The sequence below is a fragment of the Aeromonas sp. S2(2024) genome (assembly GCF_041402505.1).
In the GTDB taxonomy this organism is placed as follows: Bacteria; Pseudomonadota; Gammaproteobacteria; order Enterobacterales; family Aeromonadaceae; genus Aeromonas; species Aeromonas media.
In genome coordinates, this window is record NZ_JBGLRL010000001.1 from 89,737 (window position 1) to 113,829 (window position 24,093).

The 24,093-nt window shown below is 62.6% G+C and carries 22 protein-coding genes; 11 read left to right on the forward strand and 11 right to left on the reverse strand.

Features of this window, described 5'->3' with window-relative positions:
- Positions 1-232 precede the first annotated feature (232 nt).
- From ACB039_RS00415 to ACB039_RS00430, 4 genes are read right to left on the reverse strand one after another with little or no spacing between them, the layout of a single operon-like run.
- Positions 233-1,399 carry a membrane protein gene (locus tag ACB039_RS00415; RefSeq protein ID WP_005324513.1) on the reverse strand — a complete coding sequence of 389 codons (1,167 nt, stop codon included), beginning with the start codon at positions 1,397-1,399 and terminating at the stop codon, positions 233-235.
- Complete coding sequence (locus ACB039_RS00420; RefSeq protein ID WP_005324511.1) at positions 1,399-1,770, reverse strand: GtrA family protein; 372 nt, start codon at positions 1,768-1,770, stop codon at positions 1,399-1,401. Before ACB039_RS00420 ends, ACB039_RS00415 begins: the two co-directional genes overlap by 1 nt.
- Positions 1,767-2,804, reverse strand: coding sequence for a glycosyltransferase family 2 protein (locus tag ACB039_RS00425; RefSeq protein ID WP_371164907.1), 1,038 nt, complete (start codon positions 2,802-2,804; stop codon positions 1,767-1,769). The genes ACB039_RS00420 and ACB039_RS00425 overlap by 4 nt, the downstream gene beginning before the upstream one ends.
- 59 nt (positions 2,805-2,863) lie before the next feature.
- Positions 2,864-3,409, reverse strand: coding sequence for a hypothetical protein (locus ACB039_RS00430; protein WP_042649507.1), 546 nt, complete (start codon positions 3,407-3,409; stop codon positions 2,864-2,866).
- Between the two features lie 309 nt (positions 3,410-3,718).
- On the opposite strand from ACB039_RS00430, the gene ACB039_RS00435 reads away from it, so the two are divergent.
- From ACB039_RS00435 to ACB039_RS00450, 4 genes are all read left to right on the forward strand, one after another.
- Entirely contained in the window at positions 3,719-4,486 is a 768-nt protein-coding gene (locus ACB039_RS00435; protein WP_171272381.1) for an ABC transporter substrate-binding protein, read from the forward strand.
- Between the two features lie 91 nt (positions 4,487-4,577).
- Positions 4,578-6,059: a murein L,D-transpeptidase gene (locus ACB039_RS00440; RefSeq protein WP_041206242.1), complete on the forward strand. Its 1,482-nt coding sequence runs from the start codon at positions 4,578-4,580 to the stop codon at positions 6,057-6,059.
- Positions 6,060-6,207: 148 nt separating this feature from the next.
- On the forward strand, positions 6,208-6,753 hold the full coding sequence (locus ACB039_RS00445; protein WP_041206241.1) for a YcbK family protein: 546 nt from the start codon (positions 6,208-6,210) through the stop codon (positions 6,751-6,753).
- A 61-nt stretch (positions 6,754-6,814) separates the two neighbouring features.
- A complete protein-coding gene (locus ACB039_RS00450) occupies positions 6,815-7,066 on the forward strand; it encodes a DUF3862 domain-containing protein (RefSeq protein ID WP_371164908.1) in 252 nt (83 codons plus the stop codon).
- Between the two features lie 94 nt (positions 7,067-7,160).
- Here the strand turns inward: ACB039_RS00450 and ACB039_RS00455 are convergent, their stop codons facing one another.
- Both ACB039_RS00455 and cysZ read right to left on the reverse strand, forming a co-directional pair.
- A complete protein-coding gene (locus ACB039_RS00455) occupies positions 7,161-7,775 on the reverse strand; it encodes a trimeric intracellular cation channel family protein (protein ID WP_042649503.1) in 615 nt (204 codons plus the stop codon).
- A 134-nt stretch (positions 7,776-7,909) separates the two neighbouring features.
- A complete protein-coding gene (gene cysZ / locus ACB039_RS00460; protein WP_043131025.1) occupies positions 7,910-8,674 on the reverse strand; it encodes a sulfate transporter CysZ in 765 nt (254 codons plus the stop codon).
- Between the two features lie 280 nt (positions 8,675-8,954).
- Between cysZ and ACB039_RS00465 the strand changes: the two genes are divergently transcribed.
- The 3 genes from ACB039_RS00465 to ligA all read left to right on the forward strand — a co-directional run bounded on the left by ACB039_RS00465 (position 8,955) and on the right by ligA (position 15,578).
- Positions 8,955-12,329: an AAA family ATPase gene (locus ACB039_RS00465; protein ID WP_371164909.1), complete on the forward strand. Its 3,375-nt coding sequence runs from the start codon at positions 8,955-8,957 to the stop codon at positions 12,327-12,329.
- Between the two features lie 15 nt (positions 12,330-12,344).
- On the forward strand, positions 12,345-13,472 hold the full coding sequence (zipA, locus tag ACB039_RS00470) for a cell division protein ZipA (protein ID WP_139751589.1): 1,128 nt from the start codon (positions 12,345-12,347) through the stop codon (positions 13,470-13,472).
- A gap of 99 nt (positions 13,473-13,571) precedes the next feature.
- Positions 13,572-15,578, forward strand: a complete 2,007-nt coding sequence (ligA, locus tag ACB039_RS00475) for an NAD-dependent DNA ligase LigA (protein WP_371164910.1) — start codon at positions 13,572-13,574, stop codon at positions 15,576-15,578.
- 70 nt (positions 15,579-15,648) lie between these two features.
- On the opposite strand, the gene ACB039_RS00480 is transcribed toward ligA, so the two are convergent.
- Positions 15,649-16,632: an ABC transporter substrate-binding protein gene (locus ACB039_RS00480; RefSeq protein WP_371164911.1), complete on the reverse strand. Its 984-nt coding sequence runs from the start codon at positions 16,630-16,632 to the stop codon at positions 15,649-15,651.
- A gap of 441 nt (positions 16,633-17,073) precedes the next feature.
- Here ACB039_RS00480 and nrdD point away from each other — a divergent pair, with 441 nt between their 5' ends.
- The 4 genes from nrdD (at position 17,074) to ACB039_RS00500 (ending at position 20,706) form a co-directional block, all read left to right on the forward strand.
- Positions 17,074-19,191, forward strand: coding sequence for an anaerobic ribonucleoside-triphosphate reductase (gene nrdD, locus ACB039_RS00485; RefSeq protein ID WP_041206235.1), 2,118 nt, complete (start codon positions 17,074-17,076; stop codon positions 19,189-19,191).
- Between the two features lie 96 nt (positions 19,192-19,287).
- A complete protein-coding gene (nrdG, locus tag ACB039_RS00490; protein WP_042649496.1) occupies positions 19,288-19,803 on the forward strand; it encodes an anaerobic ribonucleoside-triphosphate reductase-activating protein in 516 nt (171 codons plus the stop codon).
- 182 nt (positions 19,804-19,985) lie between these two features.
- Positions 19,986-20,156 carry a YqaE/Pmp3 family membrane protein gene (locus ACB039_RS00495; RefSeq protein ID WP_025327864.1) on the forward strand — a complete coding sequence of 57 codons (171 nt, stop codon included), beginning with the start codon at positions 19,986-19,988 and terminating at the stop codon, positions 20,154-20,156.
- Between the two features lie 163 nt (positions 20,157-20,319).
- Positions 20,320-20,706: an energy transducer TonB gene (locus ACB039_RS00500; protein ID WP_041206232.1), complete on the forward strand. Its 387-nt coding sequence runs from the start codon at positions 20,320-20,322 to the stop codon at positions 20,704-20,706.
- 62 nt (positions 20,707-20,768) lie between these two features.
- Here ACB039_RS00500 and ACB039_RS00505 read toward each other — a convergent pair whose 3' ends face one another.
- The 4 genes from ACB039_RS00505 to slyA form a co-directional block, all read right to left on the reverse strand.
- Positions 20,769-21,128, reverse strand: coding sequence for an MliC family protein (locus ACB039_RS00505; RefSeq protein ID WP_005324730.1), 360 nt, complete (start codon positions 21,126-21,128; stop codon positions 20,769-20,771).
- Between the two features lie 183 nt (positions 21,129-21,311).
- Positions 21,312-22,340, reverse strand: a complete 1,029-nt coding sequence (locus tag ACB039_RS00510) for a DUF2955 domain-containing protein (RefSeq protein WP_041207055.1) — start codon at positions 22,338-22,340, stop codon at positions 21,312-21,314.
- Between the two features lie 10 nt (positions 22,341-22,350).
- The gene (locus tag ACB039_RS00515; RefSeq protein ID WP_041206231.1) at positions 22,351-23,406 is read right to left on the reverse strand and encodes an HlyD family secretion protein; all 1,056 of its coding nucleotides are present in this window, start codon (positions 23,404-23,406) and stop codon (positions 22,351-22,353) included.
- A gap of 1 nt (position 23,407) precedes the next feature.
- Positions 23,408-23,881, reverse strand: coding sequence for a transcriptional regulator SlyA (gene slyA, locus ACB039_RS00520; RefSeq protein WP_005324722.1), 474 nt, complete (start codon positions 23,879-23,881; stop codon positions 23,408-23,410).
- Positions 23,882-24,093: the final 212 nt, after the last annotated feature.

Below are 24,093 nucleotides of genomic sequence, written 5' to 3' on the forward strand. Positions count from 1 at the left end.
TCCTTGAGCTGAGTGAGGAGATCGGGTTCCGTTGAGGCACTCATTCTAGGGGCCCAGCGGGTGGGCTTGGACCGGCAAAATGCCGATTTGTGAGGTCAGTTCAAATGGTTACGTTTTCAAGCCCGGCAAAGTGTGATGGCCGCCCTGCTGCCCGGAGCGCGGCGCCATAAAAAATGCCGGTCGATGGACCGGCATGTTCAGGTGGGGCTGTTCGCCTGCGGGGGATCGTTCGTCAGACGGTAAAGAACTTGAAGTTGACGAAGGCCACCGCGATGAAGGAGGCGACCATGCCGCTGATGCAGAGCACCGCAGGGCGGATGGACGGCCAGCGATGGGCCAGCAAGATGATGGCCAGCAGGGTCGGGTAGAGGCCGAACATGTAGCGCGGCATGGCGTTGAGCCCGGTCATCAGCGGTATGGTGCAGCAGATGAACATCAGGGTCGCCTCGGCCCAGCGCTTCTGGCTGAACAGGTAGCCGTTCAGGCACCAGCCGAAGATCACCATGATGGAGAGGTAGGCCTTGCGACCGCCCAGCTCGAAGCCGCTCAGCCACCAGTCCAGGGGGCTGTCCATGTAGCGACCCCAGGCGACCTGGATGTGCTTGAAGGCGAGCGCATCCCCGGTCAGGTGATAGAGGTAGACCATGTAGGAGAAGAGGCCGAGGGGGATGAGCCAGAGGGTGAACACCACCTTGAAAGCCCGCTCGGTGAAGCGGAAGAATTCGCGCCAGCCATAGGCCTGCAGCGCCAGGATCAGCACGGGGAACACCATCATGACCCCCAGGTTGCGGGTCCCGGAGATGAATATCCCGAGGAAGGCCACCATCAGCCACTGCTCGCGGTAGGCGAACAGGAACATCCCCAGCATCAGCGCCATGAACATGGGCTCGGTGTAGCCGGAGACGAAGTAGGCGGAGAAGGGGGAGAAGGCCAGCAGCCAGACCCCGAAACGGGCGGTCTCATCCCCCAGCTTGAGCTGGCGCAGCACCAGCAGCATCAGCGGCAGGCTGATGAAGAAGGCGATGTTGGCCACCAGCATCAGGCCGATCAGGCTCTCGATGTTGAGCAGGCTGGAGAGTCCGCCAGCAAGCATGGGATAGAGCGGCATGAAGGCCCAGTTCGCCGCGTTGCCCTTGCTCAGCCAGCGTGGGTAGAGGTCGTAGCCGTTCTCGATGATGCGCTGGAACCAGACACAGTCGAACTGGCAATAGGCTTGCAGCGGACCTATGTCGGGGGCGCCGTAGAGCTGGACGCCGAAATAGCCCATGCCATACAGGGCCACCCGGCTCAGCACGAAGGCGGCGATGATCATCAGCCAGTCGCGGCTGCTGATGCGCAGTGACGGGCGATAGGGGAGTGCATCCCCGGCGAGGGGAGGGGTATTGGTCATGTCATTCATCAGGCAAAAACCCAGACGCGAGAGAGTATGTAGGTGAGTACGGTAACGGTCAGGGTGGCAATCACCACCGGCAGCAGTCCGGAGAGGCCCGCAAACAGCAGGCCGCTCAGGATCAGGTTACGCACCGCCAGGGAGAAGAGGGCCACCAGCAGAAACTTGCTGGCGGCACCCTGCTTCTGGAAGGTGATGTAGCGATGGCCGAAAAACGAGAACCAGAACGCGATGGCAAAGGCCAGGGTCGTGACCAGGTGCTCAGAGATGGCGGGCCAGGTGTGAAACAGGGCGATGGAGGTGCCCAGATCGACGAGGGTCGCCCCCCCGCCGACAAAACCGAAGCGAACCAGCCGCCAGAATTCCTCACGGGAGATCATTGGGACGCCGGCTCCTGCTTGTCCGCATCCTGCGCCTTTTCACTCTGGGTTGCCGCCGCATCCGGCTGCTTGCCCGCATCCTGCCGAGCATACTGGCCGTAGACTCCCTCGATGAGGTAGACGGGGCGCTGCTTCACTTCCACGAACATGCGGCCTATGTACTCGCCTATGATGCCGAGCGACAGCAGCTGAATGCCGCCGAGGAACAGCATCACCGACATCAGGGAGGCGTAACCCGGCACGTCGATGCCGAAGAACAGCACCTGGGTGATGATCTTGAGGATATAGAGGAAGGCGATGAAGGAGACGCCGACCCCGACGTAGCTCCACACCCGCAGCGGCCAGCTGGAGAAGCTCATCAGGCCGTCGAGGGCGAAGTTCCACAGCTTCCAGTAGTTGAACTTGGTCTCGCCGGCGTGGCGGGCGGGGCGCTCGTAGGGCACGCCGACGGCACGGAAACCGGCCCAGGCGAACAGCCCCTTCATGAAGCGGTTGCGCTCGGGCAGTTGCTTGAGAGCCTCGACCACCTTGCGATCGATGAGTCGGAAGTCACCGGCGTTCTCCGGCAGCTTGGTGCTGGTGGATAGGGCGTTGAAGAAGCGGTAGAAGCCGCCGGCGGTGAGGCGTTTCATCGGGGTGTCGGCGCTGCGATCCACCCGGATGCCGTAGACGGTGTCGTAGTCGCCGGTCTGCCACAGCTTGACGAATTCCAGGATGAGGGCGGGGGGATCTTGCAGATCCACGTCCATGGGGACCATGGCATCGCCCTTGGCCTGATGCAGGCCTGCGGTCATGGCCGCTTCCTTGCCGAAGTTGCGGGCCAGGTTGACCAGGGTCACGCGGGGATCGCGGGTAATGGCCTGTTCGACCACTTCACGGGTGCGGTCGCGGCTGCCGTCATTGACGAACACGATTTCAAGCCGGTCTTTGAGGGGAGCCAGTTCGGCATCTATCGCGCTGATGAAGGCGTCTATGCTCTCTTCCTCGTTGTAAACGGGCACGACCAGAGAGAGTCGAAAATCGGCATGCGACATGGGAACTTCCTTATTGAAAGAATTATTTTATAAGACTACTGATGCTGGGATCTTCAGCTTCACTGCGCGACGGTCAGGCGTACCGACTGGACGTTGAGCGGTGTCGGAGCGGAGAGCGCAAGGAAGTTGGGATGCTTGGGATCGGCCGTCAGGGAGTCGCCCGGCAGGTTGAGCCGGATCTCGTTGATGCCCGCCTTGGCCAGCTTGACCGTGGTGGTGAAATCATGGCCGAGCGCCACCTTGAGCAGGGTGCCGGCTTGTGGACTGTTGATCCTGGCCTGGATGGTGAGCTGCTCAGGTTGAGCCTGCTGCTTGGGCAGCACGAAATAGAGTCCACCCTGACCGCTCAGCTCGGTGCCTTGCTCGCTCGGCTTCTTGGCCCAGCCTTCGCTCGAGAGGAAGCGGCTCGGTTTGGTCAGGTTGAGTTCGTTGCCCGGCTGGTAAGTCATGCTGGAGTTGTGTTCCCAGAAGCGGGTCTTGCCTTCCAGGTAATAGAGTTTGTAAGCCAGGCTCACGTTGGGGTGAGCGGCCAGGTAGAGGGTGTAAAGGTAAAAACCGCTCAATGCCAGGATGGCAGCCAGAAAACCGAACTTTTTGTAGGTCATATTACTCACTCGATGCCCGACGGATAGGTAGGCTGGATTCGCGCATATGCTAATCCAATTGCAAAAAAAGCATAGTGGATCACAAAAATAAATTTGCTCACATATTAACCCCCAATCCCCCTGCGTACCAAGGGGCTTTGGTGTCGTGCGCATCCGGCTTTTGTGGCGGGCATCCAGTGCGACCTGCGCCCTGTCCTGCCCATGGCCTTATCAGGCAAATGGCTGATATAGTGCATCGCTGTGGCAGGATCTGTCGCCATTTTCGTTTGACAGAATTAAGATGACCCGTCCCGCCGTCAAGGATGACCCATGAGACTGCTCTTCCTGTGTGTGCTCTGTTGTTTGCCCCTTCACTCGCTGTTGGCTCAACCGCTCTGTCCTTCCCCGCTGCGCGTCGGTTTCGATGACTGGCCCCCTTACCACTATTACCAGCAGGATGGCGACAAACAGCGGCTGCGCGGCTTCGCGGTCGACTATCTCAACGCCGTCTCGGCCCGGCTGGGATGCCGTCTCATCTATGTAGAGCGTCCCTGGAAGCGGGGGCTGCACGAGCTGGAACTGGGGCGGCAGGACATCGCCATGGAGGCCTACTTCACTGAGGACAGGGCGCGCTATGCCTGGTTCTCCACCGCCTACAATCCGGGGAGGACGGCGCTCTGGGTGCGCAAGGCCGGTACCGACGATGAAACGGATCTGGGGAGCTGGCTGGCTCAGGGCCACCGGCTGGGGATCACCCGGGACTACTACTATGGCGCCGAGATCTCCGAACTGCTGCGCCGTTACCCTGATCAGGTGAGCGCAGTCAATGACGTGCAGAATTACCGCAAACTGGTGCTGGGTCGGATAGACGGATTTCTCGGGGATAGTTTGGCCACTCCCTGGGGTCTGAAGAAAGAGGGGCTGTCGGAGGAGGTGGTCCCCCATGTGATGGGGATCTACGAGACGCCGACCTCTTTCATGTTGAGCAAAAAGACGATATCGAGCGAATTCGTGCAGCGATTCAATCAGGCGATCATGGCCGTTGGCAAGAGCGGGGAGCATGCGCTCATCTGGCGACGCTACACCTCCGCCCGCTAGCAAAGTCGCCGCCATTCCCGCATCATGGGCACCTGACCGTTGCGCCTGACAGGCCGAAGTGAACCGATTTGAGGCAAGCGTGGTAAGAAGCATGGGTAAGAAGTATTGGTTGGCATTGGCAAACCTTATCTGGCTGGGCTGCTGGCCGGCTGGCATGGTCCATGCCAGCACAGAACAGATGGTGGTGGCCAGTCCCAGCATCCAGCATGACTGGTATCAGAACAGTACCGCAGAACAGGCACGCCATGAGCTGGAGCTGCAACTGCAGGAGGCGGTGCTTGCCCAGTTGCACCCGGATTTCTATCGGCTCTGGCAGCAGTTGCAGAAGACCCCGGCCGATCGGCGCGGCGCCCTCTACGACGAAGCCTTCGGCAAGCTGGCGCGTTTCCAGCAAGCCTGGCGCGCCATGGACCTGGTCGCCCGCGAGCAGATGCAGACCCTCAAGTTGGACCTGACCAAGCCCCTGGCCCATGAGCCCCTGGGTGACAACCTGCTGGATCAGGTCAAACAGCTCAGGCCCCAGGTCGCCGAATATGAGGCCGTACGCGATGAAGTGCGCAAGCTGCTGGCCATGCCCATGGCCAAGCATTGGCCGACCCTGGACATGCCGACCCTGCGAGCCGGGGAGAGCGCTACCGAGCTTGGCCAGATCCGCTCCATCCTCAACGAGCTGGGGGACGGTGCCCCGAACCACCAGGATGCCACCTATGACGCCGAGACAGAACAGGCCATCAAGCAGTTCCAGCGCCGCCATGGCCTGACCGCCGACGGCATCATCGGCCGTCAGACCCGCTCCTGGCTCAATACCGGGCCGCAAGTGCGTGCCAGCCTGCTGCTGCGCAACCTGTGGCGTCGTGATCTGGTGGATCACCTCGCCGGCCGCTACGTGCTGGTCAACATCCCGGATTACCGCCTGAGCGTGGTGGAGTCCGGCAGCGAGGTCTTTACCAGTCGGGTCATCGTCGGCAAGGAGCAGCGGGCCACCCCCATCCTTGCCAGCGAGATCCGCTCCATCGTGCTCAATCCCGCCTGGCATGTGCCGCGTTCCATTCTGAGCAAGGACATTCTGCCCAAGCTGGGACGGGATCCCGCCTATCTGGATCGCGAACAGTTCGAGGTGATCGACGGCGAGGGCAATCCGGTGCAGTTCAGCGAAGATGGCTGGCACCATGCACTGGCATCGGGCTTCCCTTATCGGTTGCGGCAAAAGCCGGGGGATCACAATGCCCTGGGGCGCTACAAGTTCTACCTGCCGAACAACGATGCCATCTACCTGCATTCGACGCCGCGCAGGGCTCTGTTCGAGCAGGGGGCACGTGCCTTCAGCTCCGGTTGCATCCGGGTCGAGCATGCGGACGATCTGGCCGAGCTGCTGCTCGCGGACTCCCGCTATCAGCCGGACAAGGTCGCCAGCATCCTGAAAGAGACCCAGACCAAGTGGTTGCCGTTGACTACCCCTATCCCGGTGTTCACCGTCTACTGGAGCAGCTGGATCGATGAAGAGGGGCGCCAGCAACTGCGCAATGATATTTACGGATTCGATCGAGTGAGCTTTCAGAGCCGCTTGCTGTGATCCCCGCCACAGAGTGAAAAGCCCGGCCAGTGCCGGGCTTTTTCATGGGCCTTTGCGGTTTGACATGACTTTTACGGGCGGGTAGTTTCGGCCTCTGTATCATATTCATTCACCACTGTTACTTCACTCTGGAATGGACGGACAACGGATGCTGGAACAAGAGATAAGCCGACGCCGTCTGCTGCTGGGGGCCGGTTGCCTGATGGGGGCCAGCCTGCTGTCGTTCCCGGCCGTGGCGAGCCGCAGTACCACAGGGCGTGAACTCAGCTTCTTCAACCTCAATACCGGAGAGCGGGTCAACGCCAGCTATTGGGAGAATGGCCGTTATCTGAACGATGGTCTGGCGGAGCTCAACCATATCTTCCGAGACTATCGCCGCAACGAGGTGTTCAACATCGACAGGAAGCTGTTCGATCAGCTCTTCCTGCTGCAGCACAAGCTGGGCCGCAAGGGGGAGATCCAGCTCATCTCGGGGTATCGCTCCCCGGCCACCAATCGCCAGAAGCGCCAGCGCAGCCGTGGCGTCGCCAAACACAGCTACCACACCCTGGGGCAGGCGGTGGATGTGCGCATCCCCGGCGTGCAGCTGGCGCACTTGCGTAAGGCGGCTCTGAACCTCAAGGTCGGCGGCGTGGGTTACTACCCCTCCGACAACTTCGTCCACCTCGACACCGGCCCGGTGCGCAGCTGGTAACGGGTTGGCACAGGAGGGCTCCGAGCTGCTAGGCTCTGGGCTCTATCCAGAGGAGAGACAGATGAAGCAGATTCTGATCGGGGGCCTGATCGCCCTGCTGCTGACCGGGTGCAGCAAGCTGAACCGGGAAAACTACGACAAGCTGAAGATGGGGATCACCTATGCCGAGGCGAGCGCCATCCTTGGCAAGGCGGAGCGCTGCGGCGATGCGCTCGGCACCACCAGCTGCGTCTGGGGTGGTGAGGGCAAGAACATCAAGATCCGTTTCATCGCCGACAAGGCCACCTTCTTCAGTTCGGAAGGGATCAACTGAGTCAGTTTTTTCACTGCCATCAGCAACAAAAAAGCGCCATCCGGCGCTTTTTTGTTGTGTGCAATCCAGCCAATCTGGCCAGAAACTGGCGCGCTCAGTGGGTGGCGTACTGGTAATTGAAGGTGGGGAGTCCCCACTTGAAGCGCACCGCCAGCAGCCGCAGCACGAAGCCGATGCCGATGGCCCCGAAGGCGGCCCAGTCATTGGGTAGGCCCTGATCCAGTGCGAAGCAGTAGAGAGCGGCTGTCACCAGGGAGACGGCGGCGTAGAGCTCGCGCTTGAACACCAGCGGGATGCGCTGGCACAGCAAGTCCCGCAGCACGCCGCCAAACACCCCGGTCACCACCGCCATGATGCAGGCGATGCCGGCCCCGTGGCCCATCTCGAGCGCTCGGGCGGCGCCAAAGATGGAGAACACCACCAGCCCCAGGGCATCGAGCGCCAGGAACAGCTTGCCGAGATAACGCATCAGCGGGGCCGAGATGACGCCTGCCATGGCTGCCCCCGCCACCAGCAGCACATATTCGGGGTGCTCCACCCAGAGCAGGGGGTAGTGCCCCAGCAGCACATCCCGGATGGTACCTCCCCCTATGGCCGTCGCCGAGGCGATGATGACGACACCAAACAGATCCATCCGCCGCCGGCCCGCCGCCAGCGCGCCAGTCATCCCTTCGGCCACCAGGCCGAGCAAGAAGAGTGCATGTAACATGAGTTATCCCAGGGTGCGAGAAAGGCCCGCATCCTAACAAGCCTGGTCTGGCACGACAAGTACTCTCATGTTTGCATTAGATTAAGTAATGAAAAGGGGGCCTGTGCCCCCGTTTTTGGTTATGTCTGCGCGGCTCAGCGGCGAAGCTGCTCGTTGCGATACTGATCCACCCACATGGCGGTGGCGCCACAGATGGCGACCGGCATCACGAACAGATTGACCACGGGAATGGCGGAGAAGAGGGTGACCAGGGCACCGAAGCTCAGGCACTTGCCGCGGCGCTGCTTCAAGGCATCGCGCATGGTGATGAAGTCGATCTTGTGGTTGTCGAACGGGTAGTCCACATACTGGATCGCCATCATCCAGGCGCTGAACAGGAACCAGAGCACAGGTGCCAGGGTCTGGCCCACCACCGGAATGAGGAACAGGATCAGGCAGCCGATGGCCTTGGGCAGGTAGTACTTCAGCTTGGTCCACTCGCGGCTGAAGGTGCGCGGCACGTCCTTGACCACGTCCAGCATGCCGGTGTCGCTCACCGCCTCGCCGGTGAGGATCTGCTCCACCTTCTCCGCCAGCAGGCCGTTGAAGGGGGCGGCTATCCAGTTGATCACCGAGCTGAAGATGAATGAGAACACCACCAGTATGGTGATGAGGGCGATGGGCCACAGCAGGTAGTCGAGCCAGGAGAGCCAGCTCGGGATCTGCTGATGCAGCCAGGCGAACAGGCCGTCGAGTTGCAGCAGCAGGGCATAGAAGGCACCGGCGAACAGCACGAAGTTGACCAGCAGGGGGATCAGCACGAAAGTGCGGATGCCCGGCTGGCGAATGAGGGAGAAGCCGCGCAGGAAGTAGTCTGCACCGCTGACCGAATCTTTGACCATGTGAGGGGATTGGCTCATCTGAGATCCATCAATGAATGGGTAGGGTGCCAGCATATTACAAACAAGCCTCCAATTTGGTAAAGTCGCGAACTATTCCCGATATCCCGCCAGGTCAGGCCGGACGTCGGATGATATGGGTGTGCTGGCTGCCTACGTAGTCCCAACAAGGCCGGGTTCGGATCTGGTAAAGTCGCGAACTATTCCCGATATCCCGTCCAGTCAGGCCGGACGTCGGATGATATTCGTGGGCTGAGCGCCCGCCCGCCGCCTCTTCATTTCGCCACTGACACGGGTCGCCATGCGTCTGAAACTGATCAAACTCGCCGGCTTCAAGTCGTTCGTCGAGCCGACCCGCATCGAACTGTCGGCCGACATGACCGCCGTGGTGGGCCCCAACGGCTGTGGCAAATCCAACGTCATCGACGCCGTGCGCTGGGTGCTGGGGGAGAGCTCAGCCCGCCACCTGCGCGGCGAGAACATGACGGATGTCATCTTCAACGGCTCCATCAACCGCAGCCCCCATGGCCGCGCCTCGGTGGAGCTGGTGTTCGACAATCCCCACAACCGGGTGCCCGGTGAATTTGGCCGTTATACCGAGATCTCGGTGCGCCGCGAGGTGCTGCGTGACGGCTCCAACCACTACCAGATCAACGGCCAGAAGTGCCGTCGCAAGGACGTGACCGATCTCTTCCTCGGCACCGGCCTGGGCCCGCGCAGCTACGCCATCATAGAGCAGGGCACCGTCAGCCGGCTGGTGGAGTCGCGCCCGGCGGACCTCAAGCTCTTCATGGAGGAGGCTGCCGGCGTCTCCCGCTACAAGGAGCGGCGCCGGGAGACAGAGCAGCGCATCCGCCACACCCAGGAGAACCTGGAGCGCCTCGGCGACATCCGTGGCGAGCTGGGTTCCCGTCTCGAGCACCTCAAATCCCAGGCCGAAACCGCCGAGCGCTACAAGCAGCTCAAGAGCCGCAGTCGTACCGCAAGGGCCGAGCTCATCGGCTCCGAGCTGTGGGCGCTGGAGACTCGCCTCGGCGAGGCCAAGAGCGAGCTGACCCAGGCAGAGCAGGCGCTGGCGGCGCTCGATGCCAAGCGCACCGCGGACGAAGGGCGCCACGTCACACTATCGGTAGCCCGTCAGGAGGCTCAGGCCGAGCAGGCGAGCCGTCAGCAGCAGATCTTCCTTGGCGGCCAGGCCATCGCCCGCCTCGAACAGCAGCAGCTTCACCAGACCGAACTCGGTCGTGACTGGCAGGCACGGCGTCAGGCCCTGGGCGAGCGCATCGAGACCATCAGGGGGGAGCTGGTGAGCCAGCAGGAGCAGCTGACCGAGGGCACCCTCCAGGGAGAGGTGGAGTCGGCGCGCCTCGAGCAGTGTGAGCAGTTACTTGCCGATCAGCAGGCTGTTCGCCTCGCGGCAGGTGAGCGGCTGGAGCTGGCCCGCCAACGCCAGCAGCAGTGGCAGCAGCAGCTCGGCCAGGCACAGGGCAGGCTCAACCAGACCCGCGCCCAGCGAAGCGGCCTGCAGGAGTTGCAAGCCAAGACACGGCTGGCGCGACTCAAGCTGGAGGATGAACAGGCCGGTCCCCTCGGCGGGGAAGGTGAGAGCCTGCAGCCCGCGCTGGATGCCCTGTCGGATGAGCTGGCACTCTCTCGTGCCCGCCACGAGGCGTTGGAACAGGCGTGGCAGGCCGGCGTGGCCAGCCACGAGGCCCTCAAAGAACGGCGAGATCGGCAGGGCGGCCTGCTACGCGAGCTCGGGGCCCGCCTCACCACTCTTAATCAGATGCTGGGGGAGCAGATGCTGGGCGCCACCCTGGCGGATCGGCTGCAGGTCGCCCCCGAGTGGGCCCAGGGGCTGGACAAGGTGCTCGGGCGCTGGCTCACCGCCGAGCCGGGGGACCAGTGCAACCTCGAGCAGGGCGGACTCTGGATTGGCCCGGCTCACCCTGCGGTGCCCGGTACCCTGGCGGCCCGGATCGAGGGGGATCACATCCCCGCCTTCCTCAACGTCATCTGGCTGGCCGATGACAGGGAGGCGGCCCTGGCCCGCCAGTCATCCCTCCTGGCCGGTGAGTCTGTGCTGACCCCGGCGGGGGACTGGTTTGGCCCGAACTGGGCCGATCTCGGCCAGGGCGGCGCCCTCGGCACCCTGGCGCTGCTCGGTGAACGTGAGCGGTTACACACCGAACTGGCCGCTGGGGAGCAGGCCCTGGTTCAGCTGGATGCCCAGTTGAAGGCCGCAGATGCCGACCGCGCCCATTTGCACAGCGCCCTTGAGGCGAACCAGCGCACCCTGCGCGAGCAGGAGCTGCGATGGCAGCAACTGCGGGAAGCCTGGAGCCTGCAGCAGGGCCAGCGTCAGGAGCGGCTGCTGCGTCTAGGCCAGCTTGGGGAAGAGCTGATCCGGCTGGACAAGGAACAGGCCGAGGAGGCGCAGCGGCTGGCCGCGGCCCAGCAGCAGCTCGAGCTGGAAGAGGCGCACCTTGCCGAGCTGCAGGAGCAGGGGGAGCCGCTTGCGGAGGCACTCTTGCTGGCCCAGGAAAGAGTCGCCAGTGCCGAGCGGGCGTTGGAGGAGGCGCGTGCGCGCCGGGAGCAGCAACAGGCAAGCTGCCAGCGCTGGCAACTGGCGCAGCAAAATCTGGCGCAGCTCATCGCCCTGCGCGAGCAGGAGCTGGCCCGGCTCGGGCTGGAACTGGCCGAGCTCAAAGGGCCGGACGCTCAGGCGGCGCAGGACATCTCGCCCCTGCTGGCGGAGCAACGCAACCTGGAGGCGCAGCAGCTGGCCTGTCATCAGCGGCTCGCCGAGCTGGAGCGTCAGTTGGCCGAGCTGGAGCAGGCCAGAAGCGCCGACCACAAACAGTTGGTGACCCTGCAGGAGAAGCTCGCCCAGCTCAGACTGGAGCGGGAGCGCAACCTCACCCGGCGACAAGGGCTGCACGAGCAGTTCGAAGAGCTGGGCGTGCGTCTGGTGGATCTCGATCAGGCCGTGCTCATCGCCGCCGATCGCGGCAAGCTACGCCAGGAGATCCAGACACTGGAGACACAAGTGGAGGCACTTGGCGCCATCAACCTGGCGGCGCTGGAGGAGTATGAAGAGGCGAAAACCCGGGCAAGCTACCTGGAAAATCAGTGCCAGGATCTGGAGCAGGCGCTCGAAACCCTGAGCCAAGCCATTAAAAGAATTGATAAAGAAACACAAATACGCTTCCGCGACACTTTCGATAAGGTCAATGAAGATTTAAAATCCCTGTTCCCGAAAGTGTTCGGGGGGGGCAGTGCCTGGCTTGAGCTGACCTCGGACGATCTTTTGGAAGCCGGGGTGAGCATCATGGCAAGACCTCCGGGCAAGAAGAATGCTACCATTGCCCTGCTTTCCGGGGGGGAGAAGGCGCTAACCGCCCTTGCGCTGGTTTTTGCCATCTTCAGACTCAATCCAGCTCCCTTCTGTCTGCTGGATGAGGTGGATGCACCGCTCGATGAAGTGAACGTGGGTCGCTTCTGTTCTCTTGTCAAAGAGATGTCGAGCACAGTACAGTTCGTTTACATCAGTCATAATAAGGTCTCCATGGAGATGGCCGAGCAGCTGATAGGCGTCACGATGCAAGAGCCCGGGGTTTCTCGCATCGTGTCGGTTGACATCGGTGAAGCCGTCGCTTTGGCTGAGCAAAACTAGAAAGAGAAGCAGCTAATGCAGGAATTGCGTTACATCTTGGTTGCCCTGGGCGGTATTGCCATCGCGGCATTGCTCATTCACGGGTTGTGGAGCAACAGAAAGAACCGTCAGGCACCGATCAAGGAAAAACCCCTGGGTCGGATGGAATCCAAGTCACGGGATCGTGACAGCGATGCGTTTGACAGCGATGGCATCGGTCAGGTGCGCGTGGTCAGCGGTGGCCGTCGTGCCGAGCCCAAGCTGCGCAGCGACGAGGCCCATCAGCCGGAACCCCGCCGTGCCGCCACCGTGCCCGCCTTCGATGAGGACGAGGATGACGATCTGCCGCCGCCCGTGGTGCGCAAGCCAGCCCCCCGTCCGGTGACGCCGCCCCCCGTCTATGAAGAAGAAGACGAGTATGAGGAGCCGAGCGCCGAGCCTGTCGAAGAGGTGCCTGCCGCGCCGGTACGCAAGCCTGCCCAGGTGATCCGCCGCACCCCGGTGCACCGCTCCCGCCCCCAGCGCGAACCCATGATGCAGCCACTGGACGACGAGCCGCTGGTGGAGCCGGCCTACGCCCAGGCGCCGACCTTCGGTGCCCGCGAGCCCGCGCCGCAGCAGCAAGCCCGCTATGCCCAGCCCGCGCCTGCGTATGAAGAGCCCGATTATGATGACGAGCCCGCCTACGAAGAGCCGGTCCAGGTGGCAGAGCCCGTCCAGGAGCAGCCGCCGGTCGAGAAGATCTGGCAGGATGTCTATGTCATCAACCTGATGGCCCGTCCTGGTCACGATCTGCAAGGGGCGACCCTGCTCTCCTCCCTGCTGGCGCTGGGCTTCAAGTTTGGCGAGATGGATATTTTCCACCGTCACGAGGATCTCAACGGCAAGGGTGAAGTGCTCTTCTCCATGATCAACATGGTCAAGCCGGGTACCTTCAATCCCTATCGCATGGAGCAGTTCAGCACTCCGGGTGTGTCCCTCTTCATGCAGCTGCCCCTGCGCAGCAATGCGGCCTTTGCGTTCGAGCACATGCTGCAGGCGGCGGATCAGCTGGCGAGCGATCTCGATGCCATGCTGACCGATGCCTCGCGCAGCCCGCTCAGCGACGACGACATTGCCCGTTATCGCCATGAGCTGGCGGCCTACGAGGCCAGCCGCGACTGATGCGCCATTTGGCCTCAGCCATGAAAAGTGCGGTACCCCGGTGCCGCATTTTCATTTCTGCCCCAGACTGATTGTTCCATCACACTTCGAGACTTCTTCATGAGCGACATCCTCTCCCGCCACCGTCAATTGTGTGAGCTGCTGGTTGAATACGGCCATCAGTACTATGTGCTGGATAACCCCACGGTGCCGGACGCCGAATACGATCGCCTGATGCGCGAGTTGATTGCGCTCGAGGTCGACCACCCCGAGCTGAAAACCCCGGCCTCCCCGAGCGTGCGGGTCGGCGGCCAGCCACTCTCGGCCTTCAGCCAGGTGCGCCACGAGATCCCCATGCTGAGCCTGGACAACGTCTTCAGTGACGAAGAGCTGCAGGCCTTCGAGCAGCGCATGCGCGATCGCCTCAAGCGCGAGCTGAACTTCACCTTCTGCTGTGAGCCCAAGCTGGATGGTCTGGCGGTCAGCCTGCTCTATGTGGACGGTCAGCTGGTGCAGGCGGCCACCCGGGGCGATGGCGCCACGGGGGAGGAGATCACCGAGAATGTACGCACCATCAAGGCCATTCCGCTCGTCCTGCGGGGCTCGGGCTGGCCCGCCCGTTTAGAGGTGAGGGGGGAGGTCTTCATGCCCAAGGCCGGTTTCGAGGCGATGAATACCAAGGCGCAGGCGGCAGGGGAGAAGGTGTTCGTCAACCCGCGCAACGCCGCTGCCGGCAGTCTGCGCCAGCTCGATTCCCGCATCACCGCCAGCCGTCCCCTGAGCTTCTACGCCTACGGGGTTGGCATAGGCGGCGACGAGCTGGGGAACTCCCACTTCGCTCGCCTCAACCAGCTCAAAGCCTGGGGGCTGCCGCTCAGCCCCGAGGTGAAGCTCAAGGAGGGCGCTGCCGGTTGTCAGGCCTTCCACGACGACATCCTGGCCCGCCGCAGCGAGCTGCCCTACGAGATCGACGGCGTGGTCTACAAGGTGGACGACATAGCACTGCAACAGGAGCTCGGTTTCGTGGCCCGGGCCCCGCGCTGGGCCACGGCCCACAAGTTCCCGGCCGAGGAGGAGATGACCCTGCTCGAGAACGTCGAGTTCCAGGTCGGCCGTACCGGCGCCGTCACCCCGGTGGCCAAGCTCAAACCGGTGTTCGTCGGCGGCGTCACCGTCTCCAACGCCACTCTGCACAATGCGGACGAGATAGCGCGCCTTGGCGTCATGATCGGCGACACCGTGATAGTGCGCCGGGCGGGGGATGTGATCCCGCAGATAGTGGCCGTGGTGGAGGCGCAGCGCCCCGCTGATGCCCGCGAGATCCTCTTCCCCACCCAGTGCCCTGTGTGCGGCTCTGCGGTGGAGCGACTGGAAGGGGAGGCGGTGACCCGCTGCTCCGGCGGCCTCTTCTGCGAGGCTCAGCGCAAGGAGGCGATCAAGCACTTCGCCGCTCGCCGCGCCATGGATGTGGACGGCCTGGGTGACAAGATAGTGGAGCAGCTGGTGGACAAGGGGCTGGTGAAGACCCCGGCGGATCTGTTCAGCCTCAACGCCATCCAGCTGGCCGGTCTCGAGCGGATGGGGCAAAAATCCGCCCTCAATCTGGTGTCCGCCATCGACAAGGCCCGCAGCACCACCTTGCCGCGCTTCCTGTTTGCCTTGGGCATTCGCGAGGTGGGGGAGGCGACGGCGCTGAACCTCGCCAACCATTTCCTCACTCTGGATGCCCTGCGCGCCGCCTCGGTGGAGCAGTTGCTAGAAGTGGCCGATGTGGGGGACATAGTGGCCAAGCACGTCTACTACTTCCTGCGCCAGCCCCACAACATCGAGGTGCTGGAGGCCCTGCTGGCCGCCGGCATCCACTGGCCGGCCATCGAGAAGAAGGAGGCAAGCGATCAGCCCTTCGCCGGCAAGACCTTCGTGCTGACCGGTACCCTCACCACCCTGTCCCGCAACGATGCCAAGGCGGCGCTGCAGGCCCTGGGGGCCAAGGTGGCGGGCTCGGTGTCGGCCAAGACCGATGTGCTGGTAGCGGGGGAGGCGGCAGGCTCCAAGCTCGCCAAGGCGCAGGAGCTCGGTATCACAGTCTGGAGTGAAGAAGAGCTGCAACAGGCGTTGCAGGGCTGAGTCGCCAACACAGAACGAGAAACAAAGAACCCGGCATGGCCGGGTTCTTTGTTATGAGGGCCTGACTGGGTCAGTCGCGCCAAAGGGTCCTGTAGCGCCACTTGTCGGGCAGGGTGAGCCGCCAGCGGGCCAACTCGCTTTCGCTGAAGACATACTCTCCGCGCAGGGCGGCACGCGGAGCCAGGGTCTTGGGTTGGGCCCCCGCCAGTATGGCATTGACCAGTTCGGCCGCCTTGGCCCCCTGATCGCGGCCATCGAGCACCAGACCACCGATGGCGCGGCCCTTGCCCACCGAAAACTCCCAGAAGCAGAACAGCGGCACCGGGCTGTGGGCACTGGCCCACGCCAGTACCTGCTGTTCGTCCACATGCCTGCCCTGCTCGTCGATGAGGGTGTGGTAGAGGCCGATGAAGATGGCCTGATAGCCATTCTGTTTGGCGTTGAGCACGGCCTCCTGCCACAGGCCGTAGTCGCCGATCAACTGGCTGTTGACCAGGGTCTGGCCGACGCGGAACTCGGTCTGGGTCTTGAACTCGTCCTCGATGGCGGTGAGCGACACGTTGCTGGAATCAAACAGTACCAGCGCCTTGTCGAGCCCCCCCATCAGTTGGCTCATCTCGTTGATGTTGCGTTTGAGCAGGGGGCGTTCCAGCACGCCGGTGATCTTGGGATGGCCGACCAGCCCCTTGTGGCGCGGATTCTCGTTCATGCCGAGAAACACCACCGAGGTGCCGAGGGTGGCGATCTCTCTGGCCAGGTAATTGATGGCATTGTCGTCGCCGAGCACCACCAGATCCGGCTTGGTCTGCCGGTAGAAAGCGAGCGTCTGCTCGGCAATCTGGTCGAAGTCATCGGGAGAGCGACGCTTGGTATCCATGTAGAAGTGGCTGATGCGGTGGTTGCTGCCCAAATGGGCCTCCAGGCTGGCGTTGTAGCTCCGATCCCACAGGTAGTCGGGGTGATAGCTGCTGATCACCAGGATCTCGGCCCCCCACAGCCGCAGCGGCAGGGTACACAGCAGCAGTAGCAGCCACCGCAATACAGGCTTGTTCATGTCGATTCCCATCGGACAAGAAAAGAGTCGTCACTCATTATGTCCATCTTGGTGCAGGCCTGTCCCGGTCAATTACTGTCGGAGGGGAAATCTTTTTCCAGCCGGTCGTATGGTGCGCCAGCCCGCTCCCCGTCTGGGATGCGTTGAATAAGCCTCTTTTGGCGCTGGTTGTGAACTGCACCACCCCTCCCAAAACCTGTTCTGGATCAAGAAACGAGGTACCGCTTTGGTGCCTAATACACCCCACATATAGGGGTTATCATAAAAAAAACACCCATATATAGTGTTATCAAGCTGTGCATAAGTCGTCACCCTCTCAGTGTCAGCCCGGGTTTCTCACGCCTCGGCTGAATTTATTTGCGCCGGGGACTGGTGCGGTGAAGGGGACTCAACAAGGGTGAGCCGAGGGCGAGAGCCAGGCCTTTAACGCGGGGAAAATCGATGAAACCGGTAGTGATCAAACGCGATGGATGTCGTGCACCATTCAATGGCCAGCTGATTGCCGAGGCGGTAAGCCGGGCGGCGGAAGCGGTCAATCAGGCCAACCCTATGCTGGCCGAGCGCATCGCCGGTGCCGTCAGCCAGGAGCTGGAGGGGCGAGGCGAGGTGGACATCCACGAGATCCAGAACCGGGTCGAGAACCACCTGATGGCGTCCGACGACAAGGCCATCGCCCGCGCCTACATCGAGTACCGTCACGACCGGGATCAGGCCCGCGAGGCCCGTGGCCGACTGGCCCAGGAGATCCGGGGCCTGGTGGAGCAGACCAATGCGGCCCTGCTCAACGAGAACGCCAACAAGGACTCCAAGGTGATCCCGACCCAGCGCGACCTGCTGGCGGGTATCGTCGCCAAGCACTACGCCATCAGCCACATGCTGCCCCGCGAGGTGGTGCAGGCCCACGAGAGCGGCGATCTGCACTTCCACGATCTCGACTACTCCCCTTTCTTCCCCATGTTCAACTGCATGCTGATCGATCTGCAGGGGATGCTGACCCATGGCTTCAAGATGGGCAATGCGGAGATCGACACCCCCAAATCCATCAGCACCGCCACTGCGGTCACCGCCCAGATCATTGCCCAGGTGGCGAGCCACATCTATGGCGGCACCACCATCAACCGCATCGATGAGGTGCTGGCTCCCTATGTGACCATCAGCTGGCACAAGCATCGGGAAGTGGCCGAGGAGTGGGGCATCGGCGACGTGGATGCCTACGCCATGGCCCGCACCGAGAAGGAGTGTCACGACGCCTTCCAGTCCCTGGAGTACGAGGTGAACACCCTGCACACCGCCAACGGTCAGACCCCCTTCGTCACCTTCGGCTTTGGCCTGGGGGATAGCTGGGAGTCGCGAATGATCCAACGTGCCATCCTCGGCAACCGCATCGCTGGCCTTGGCAAGAACAAGAAGACCGCCGTGTTCCCGAAACTGGTGTTCGCCATCAAGGATGGCCTCAATCACAAGCCGGGGGATCCCAACTACGACATCAAGCAGCTGGCCCTGGAGTGCGCCTCCAAGCGGATGTACCCGGACATCCTCAACCATGACCAGGTCGTGAAGGTGACCGGCTCCTTCAAGACTCCCATGGGCTGTCGTTCCTTCCTCGGCGCTTATGAAGAGAATGGTGAACTGATCCATGAAGGGCGTAACAACCTGGGGGTCGTGAGCCTCAACCTGCCGCGCATCGCCCTGAGATCCCGCGACGAGGCGGACTTCTGGGACAAGCTGGATGCCGCCCTGCGGGTGGCCAAGACGGCGCTGATGTACCGCATCGAGCGACTGGATGGCGTCAAGGCGCGGGTCGCCCCCATCCTCTACATGGAAGGAGCCTGCGGGGTGCGCCTCAAGGCGGACGACAACGTCAGCGAGATCTTCAAACATGGCCGTGCCTCCATTTCCCTGGGTTACATCGGGGTGCACGAGACCATCAACGCCCTGTTCGGCACCGATGCCCATCTGTTTGACAGCGAGGTGCTGCGCCAGAAGGCCATCGCCATCATCGCGCGGCTCAAGGCGGCCACCGACGAGTGGAAGGAGGAGACAGGTTACGGCTTCAGCCTCTACTCCACTCCGAGCGAGAACCTCTGCACCCGTTTCTGCCGCATCGATGCCAAGGAGTTTGGCGTGGTGGCCGGGGTGACCGACAAGGGGTACTACACCAACAGCTTCCACCTGGACGTGGAGAAGCAGGTGAACCCCTATGACAAGCTGGACTTCGAGGCGCCCTATCCGCCCATCGCCAGCGGCGGCTTCATCTGCTATGGCGAGTACCCCAACATCCAGCACAACCTGGAAGCGCTCGAAAACGTCTGGGACTACAGCTATGACAAGGTGCCCTACTACGGCACCAACACCCCCATCGACGAGTGCTACGACTGCGGCTTCACCGGCGAGTTCGAATGTACCTCCAAGGGCTTCACCTGCCCGCGCTGCGGCAACCACGATCCCGCCAAGGTGTCAGTGACCCGCCGGGTGTGCGGCTACCTCGGCAGCCCGGATGCGCGCCCCTTCAATGCGGGCAAGCAGGAAGAGGTGAAACGTCGCGTCAAGCATATGTAAGTGCGGTAACGATGAAGCGCTGGCCCCTGTTGCAAGGGGCCATTTTCATGGGATGGCGACCGTTTGCACCCCTATGAAGGAGGCAGGAAACAAGCGATGCATTATCACCAATACTATCCGGTCGATGTCATAAACGGCCCCGGTACCCGCGCCACCCTGTTCGTGTCGGGTTGCGAGCACCAGTGCCCGGGTTGCTACAACCAGAGCACCTGGCGGCTCGATGGCGGCAAGCCGTTCGATGCGGCGATGAGCGATCGCATCATCCAGGATCTCAATGACAGCCGCATCAAGCGCCGGGGGCTGTCGCTCTCGGGCGGCGATCCGCTCCACCCCGCCAACGTACCTCAGGTGCTGGCGCTGGTACGGCGGGTGCGTGCCGAGTGCCCGGGCAAGGACATCTGGTGCTGGACCGGCTACCTGCTCGGCGAGCTCAGCCCGGCCCAGCGCGAGCTGATCGCCCTGCTGGATGTGCTGGTGGATGGCAAGTTTGAAAAAGAGCTGGCAGATCCCGGCCTGCTCTGGCGCGGCAGCAGCAACCAGATCATTCACGATCTCAACGCCTGGCGGGAGCGGGAGCACAAGGGACTGATCCCTTGCCAACGGCTGGCATGATCATCGCCACAACCCGTAGATCCCAGGATGACGTGGGGACGCGGGCCTTCGTCAGCTGAACCCTGGCTCAATCCCGGGCGAGAAAGGCGCGGAAGCTGTCCGCTGTGGTTTGCAGTTGAGGCCAGGGATGTTTATGGTTAGCCCATCCGAATCACGAGACATCTTTCATGAGGAACCATGAGATGAACAATTTGCTCAAGATCCTGCTGGCCATCTTCCTGCCGCCGGTCTGTGCCTTTATCCAGGTGGGCTTAAGCCTGCACTTCTTCATCAACATAGTGCTGACCCTGCTCGGCGGCCTGCCCGGCATGGTCCACGCGCTCTGGCTGGTGGTCAGCGACAAGCGCGCCTGAGCCATCCCCGTGCGAACAAGGCCAACCCCAGGGTTGGCCTTTTTATTGCCCGCGAGAGTGTCTCGCCAGATGGGGACTTCCCGAATGAGCCTCACTGTCTGACACTGTCTGACACTGGCTGGCCGTTCAAGGAGCCGAGCGGTTTGACGAAGAGGGAGTGTCAGTGCGTTTGAAACTGTTGTTGCTGTGGGCCACCCTGGCCCTGTTGGGGGGATGTGCCAGCCCCACCGCGAAGCTGAATCAGCCTCCGGTGGATATCGTTTGGGAAGACCTGCCCAGATACTGGGTTCAGGTGGAGCAGATAGGCGACTTCAATCCGGTCGGTGGACTGCCCAAAGAGAGGCCGGTGAAGGGTTGTGTGACGCTTCGCTACCTCATCGATTCCAATGGCGATCTGTTCAGTCCCGAGGTCCTGTCATCCGAGCCACCCGGCGTGCTGGATCTCATCGCCATCTCTGGACTGGCGCAGGTGCGTTATCGGGTGTCCGAGCAGAATCCACAAGCCATCCCGGTGCGGGTGGTGGTCAGATATGACGTCGAAGTGAGATGACAAAGACCCCGGCCTTGGCCGGGGTCTTTGTCACTGTGCGCGGGCGCTGTTGCCTGCGGGGCTTATTGTTCCTTGCAGTCGTTGTAGCGGCTCTGCCACTCCCCGGCGTCATCGCGCATCTCCACGAAGCCTTCCTTCCCCTTGTTCCACCAGACCACCTCGTGATCGTCGGTGTAGCGGGCGCCGGAGGCGGAGACCGCCTGGGGCAGGGTGTAATCCTTGCCATCGGGCAGGGCAAGCTTGACGAAGTTCAGGCTCTCGTCCGAGAGGGAGAAGTAGCGCACCTGCACCTTCTGGTTCTGTTCGCACAGGTAGGTGACGGGATCGCCCCCTGTCACCCCCAGCTTGCCGGCCCCCAGATCGCAGCCGCCGAGCAGGGTCAGGGTGCCTATCCCCAGTAGAAAGAGCTTGGCCTGTTTCATGTCGCATCCTTTGATCGGTGTCATATGGCCTTGAGCCTAACAGGCTGAGAGGCAACTGCAACCTCGGTGTCCCCCTCTTGCGTCGGGATGCGTCCGTCACCCTGCACAGTCAGCGGGCAAAAAAACGCCCCGCCAGGCGAGCGGGGCGAAAGGGTGCCGTCCTTGGGCTACAGAAAAGAGATATCAATGGCCGAAGCGGGTCGCCTCGAAGCGGTTGAGCAGGCGGTGGATGAGGTAGCAGGCCAGCAGGGTGGCGACGATGGCAAACAGTATGCTGCTGACCCGGTACAGGGCGCTGAACACCAGATCGTTGCCGGGCGTCAGGTACTGGCCAAACAGGATGCCGAGGGTGGTGAGGGCACCGAAGCCAACGCCGGAGCCGCTCGCCTCCTTCACATGGGCATGGCTGAACAGCATGGCTCCCAACCAGAGCAGCGGGGTCACCAGCAAGAGCAAGCCGGACCAGTCATAGAGCACCAGTTGCCCCAGTATGCCGAAACTTACCCCCAGCAGGGTGCCCATGGCGCGCTTGCGGGCGTAGCTCAGGGCCCCGTCCCAGTGCATGGGGAAGAGCACCAGCAGGGTGGTTGCCTGGGCGGACATGGAGTCCCGCAGATCGAACAGCTGGAACACCAGGAACGACAGGGTGGCAATGCTGGCGCCGAGCAGCGCCTCGTGACGCATCCGGTGCGGTGCCTTGGGAGAGGGGGTGGGGGCGGGCCGCGCCTCCACATCCGGGATCAGCGCCGTCATCAGGTAGGCGATGAGCACCGACAGGACGCTGGCCCAGAGGTTGCTGAAGATGAGATCGTTCAGATCGGTCTCGGGATAGCTGGCAAAGTGCAGCATGATGCTGAGGCTGAGCACGCCATTGGCGCCGAACAGGAAGAGGCTGCCCCGGGACATGGCGGCAAAGCGGTAGAGAAACAGCAGGAAGACGATGGGCAGCATCAGGCCGGGATGACCGCCGAACAGGCCGCCAAGCAGCCCGACTTCCAGCCCGCACATGGCGGCGGAGGCGATGAGCTGGCGTGCGGCGTGGCCGTTCATCACGGGGATCATCCCCAGCAGCAGCACCGGGGTGACGGTGAAGAAGACCCCGTTGCTCCAGCCGAAGATCTTGCACAGCACAAATCCCAGGGTGCAGCCAAAGGCGATGCGCAGGCACTGGCGCAGCTCGTTGGCGGTAAGGGGTCTGTGCCACAGGTTCATGGTCGTCATCTCAATAGATGTAGTGCAGCAGGCTGAGCAGGCGGATCTGGCCGCGGGCCAGCAGCCCGGTCAGGGCGTTGTCCGGCAGCAGCTGGACGGTGGCGCGAGCCCCGGCCGGCAGATGGGCGGGCAGTTGCTCCAGGGTCAGGTGCAGGCGCAGCCGTTGGGCATCGCGCACCCAGCGATCGGATTCGACGGGATTGGCCAGGAGACCGTTGGCATCGAACTGGCCGGCACTGACCCCGGCATCCAGGCTGGCGACCCGGGCCGGGTAGAGGCGGCCTGGCTCGCCATCGAAGGCGACCAGCGCCCGGCTTTCCGGGGTGATGTGGCGCAGGCTCTTCTCGCGAAAATCGGCGATCACGTCCACCTGCTCGGAGACCAGGGCCAGCAGGGGAGAGCCTGCCGTGGCCACGCTGCCCGGCTTGAGCTGCAGGTTGGTGATGATGCCATCCTGGCTTGCATGGATCTGGCTATAGGTGAGGTTGAGCTCGGCCTGGGCCAGGCGGTTGCGCGCCTGGCGCAGCAGCAGGTTGTCGTCACCGGGCAGGCCCCGGTTGACGCGAGCCTGCTCCACCCGGGCCTGGCTGGCCAGCAGATTGGCACGGGCGGTGCGGGCGGCGCTGTCGGCGTCGTCTTTCTGCTGCTCCGACACCATGTGGCGGCGATAGAGGGCGTCGATGCGCTCGGCTTCCCGCTGCTTCTGGGCCGCCTGGGTCTGCAGGGAGCTGTACTCAGCCTCATAGGCATTGAGGGTCGCATCCAGCTGGCGATTCTGTTGCTCGGCCTGATCAAGGGCGAGTCTGGCCTGCTCGACCGCGAGCTCGAAGGGGGCCGGATCCAGCACGAACAGCAGATCCCCCTGCTTGACATGCTGGTTGTTCGCTACCGCGACCTCGGTCACCTTGCCGCTGACCTGGGGCGCCATCCTGGTGACGACCCGGGTGGCCATGGCCTGGGGGGTGAGGGGCATCTTGATGTCGGCCAGCAGGAAGTAGCCAAACACCAGAGTGAAGCAGGCGATGGCCCATTTGATCCAGCGCTTGAATTGTTGATCCGGGGTCATCTCATTCTCTCTCTTCATGCTGGGCACCGATCTTGCCGAGGGCGTTGGCGGATATGCGGTGCACTATCTCTTCAAACTGCGTCAGCTCCTGCTGGCTGATGCCAGCGAGCAACTCCCGGCGCACGGCGATGATGCGATCCTCGATCTTGTCGAGCAGCGCCTTGCCGGCCGGGGTCAGGGTGACGATGCGGGCGCGTTTGTCCTGACTGCAGCAGTGGCGTTCGATAAGGCCTTGCTCTTCCAGCTGGCCCAGTGTGCGCATCAGGGAGGGCAGCTCTATCTCCAGCGCCTCAGCCAGGGTCTTCTGGCTGAGGTGGCCACCGAGGCGGCTCAGCTTCCACAGCGCGGTCCAGCGGGGGTGGGTGAGTCCCAGGGGGGCCAGCTCGAGGTCGGCCACGGTGCGCCACAACCGGTGCAGTCGCCCCAGTTGTTCGGCGAGGGAGAGCTCGCGCAGCATTTCCAGATCCTTTCCCATGACGGGTTCCTTATTTACTTAGCTTGCTAAGCATTATATTTATTTCGCAGGCTAAGTAAATAGTGTGATGCAGGTCACGTTCAGTTTTCGGCGGGGGAGGGGGGCACTGAGGGGCTGAATGGTGCTTAAGGTTTCAATGTTTTTATATGGCTTTGCAGGTCTGCTAACCGACAGCAGAGGAGGGGATACGTAGAGTGGCGCCACACCACAAG

Excerpts from the sequence above, each read along its gene's own strand:
- ACB039_RS00445 (WP_041206241.1), top strand. The coding sequence starts at position 6,208 with ATGCTGGAACAAGAGATAAGCCGACGCCGTCTGCTGCTGGGGGCCGGT.
- ACB039_RS00425 (WP_371164907.1), bottom strand. The coding sequence starts at position 2,804 with ATGTCGCATGCCGATTTTCGACTCTCTCTGGTCGTGCCCGTTTACAAC.
- nrdD (WP_041206235.1), top strand. The coding sequence starts at position 17,074 with ATGAAACCGGTAGTGATCAAACGCGATGGATGTCGTGCACCATTCAAT.
- ACB039_RS00440 (WP_041206242.1), top strand. The coding sequence starts at position 4,578 with ATGGGTAAGAAGTATTGGTTGGCATTGGCAAACCTTATCTGGCTGGGC.
- ACB039_RS00415 (WP_005324513.1), bottom strand. The coding sequence starts at position 1,399 with ATGAATGACATGACCAATACCCCTCCCCTCGCCGGGGATGCACTCCCC.
- ACB039_RS00450 (WP_371164908.1), top strand. The coding sequence starts at position 6,815 with ATGAAGCAGATTCTGATCGGGGGCCTGATCGCCCTGCTGCTGACCGGG.
- ACB039_RS00505 (WP_005324730.1), bottom strand. The coding sequence starts at position 21,128 with ATGAAACAGGCCAAGCTCTTTCTACTGGGGATAGGCACCCTGACCCTG.
- ACB039_RS00495 (WP_025327864.1), top strand. The coding sequence starts at position 19,986 with ATGAACAATTTGCTCAAGATCCTGCTGGCCATCTTCCTGCCGCCGGTC.
- ACB039_RS00480 (WP_371164911.1), bottom strand. The coding sequence starts at position 16,632 with ATGAACAAGCCTGTATTGCGGTGGCTGCTACTGCTGCTGTGTACCCTG.
- ACB039_RS00420 (WP_005324511.1), bottom strand. The coding sequence starts at position 1,770 with ATGATCTCCCGTGAGGAATTCTGGCGGCTGGTTCGCTTCGGTTTTGTC.
- nrdG (WP_042649496.1), top strand. The coding sequence starts at position 19,288 with ATGCATTATCACCAATACTATCCGGTCGATGTCATAAACGGCCCCGGT.
- ACB039_RS00430 (WP_042649507.1), bottom strand. The coding sequence starts at position 3,409 with ATGACCTACAAAAAGTTCGGTTTTCTGGCTGCCATCCTGGCATTGAGC.
- ACB039_RS00510 (WP_041207055.1), bottom strand. The coding sequence starts at position 22,340 with ATGAACCTGTGGCACAGACCCCTTACCGCCAACGAGCTGCGCCAGTGC.
- slyA (WP_005324722.1), bottom strand. The coding sequence starts at position 23,881 with ATGGGAAAGGATCTGGAAATGCTGCGCGAGCTCTCCCTCGCCGAACAA.
- ACB039_RS00455 (WP_042649503.1), bottom strand. The coding sequence starts at position 7,775 with ATGTTACATGCACTCTTCTTGCTCGGCCTGGTGGCCGAAGGGATGACT.
- ACB039_RS00515 (WP_041206231.1), bottom strand. The coding sequence starts at position 23,406 with ATGACCCCGGATCAACAATTCAAGCGCTGGATCAAATGGGCCATCGCC.
- ACB039_RS00435 (WP_171272381.1), top strand. The coding sequence starts at position 3,719 with ATGAGACTGCTCTTCCTGTGTGTGCTCTGTTGTTTGCCCCTTCACTCG.
- zipA (WP_139751589.1), top strand. The coding sequence starts at position 12,345 with ATGCAGGAATTGCGTTACATCTTGGTTGCCCTGGGCGGTATTGCCATC.
- cysZ (WP_043131025.1), bottom strand. The coding sequence starts at position 8,674 with ATGAGCCAATCCCCTCACATGGTCAAAGATTCGGTCAGCGGTGCAGAC.
- ligA (WP_371164910.1), top strand. The coding sequence starts at position 13,572 with ATGAGCGACATCCTCTCCCGCCACCGTCAATTGTGTGAGCTGCTGGTT.
- ACB039_RS00465 (WP_371164909.1), top strand. The coding sequence starts at position 8,955 with ATGCGTCTGAAACTGATCAAACTCGCCGGCTTCAAGTCGTTCGTCGAG.